Source organism: Massilia phyllostachyos, from assembly GCF_021044825.1.
Lineage (GTDB): Bacteria > Pseudomonadota > Gammaproteobacteria > Burkholderiales > Burkholderiaceae_D > Telluria > Telluria phyllostachyos.
Window position 1 is genome coordinate 1 of record NZ_JAJNOC010000033.1, and the last position, 641, is coordinate 641.

Genomic DNA, 641 nt, shown 5'->3' on the forward strand with positions numbered 1-641 from the left:
ACCGCCGGCAACGTCGCCTCGCTGCTGGGCGCCGGCTTCAGCACCTCCTTCAACGCCACCATCAACGGCGTGCGCTACACCGCCTCGGCCGACGAGCTGCTGAAGGCCGCGGCCCCGAAAGCGTGGCTCAGCGGTTCGACCGTCAACGAATGGGAAGTCTCGGCTCCGCTGAAGAACAGCGCCGGCGCTGCCCACCCGCACCTGAGCGCACGCTTCTCGGTGCGCTGGTACGAAGCGGTCCGCAAGGCCCGCGTCGACGTCGTCATCGAAAACAACTGGGCTTATGAAGCGGCGCCCCAGAACTTCACCTACAATGCCGAAGTCCTCGTCGGCGGCAAGGCCGTCTATACGAAGCCGTCGCTGGAGCACTACCACCATGCGCGCTGGCGCAAGCTGTTCTGGTGGAACGGCAGCGCACCGGAAGTCAACGTCAAGCACGACAGCGCCTACCTGATCGCCAGCCGCGCACTGCCGAACTACGACCAGACGCTGAGCATCCCGGAAAGCGTGCTGGCCGACCTGAACAAGCGCTGGACCGGCGCCGCGATCGAGCCGATGGGCGTAGGCCTGGCCGCGCCCTACATGCCGACCACCGGCGGCCGCGACGACATCGGCCTGATGCCGCAATGGTCGGTCGTCCA

General features: G+C 66.9%; 1 pseudogene. It reads left to right on the plus strand.

The annotated features are described in order from the left end of the window. A pseudogene (locus tag LQ564_RS25745) lies at window positions 1-641 on the plus strand (hypothetical protein); the annotation flags it as partial.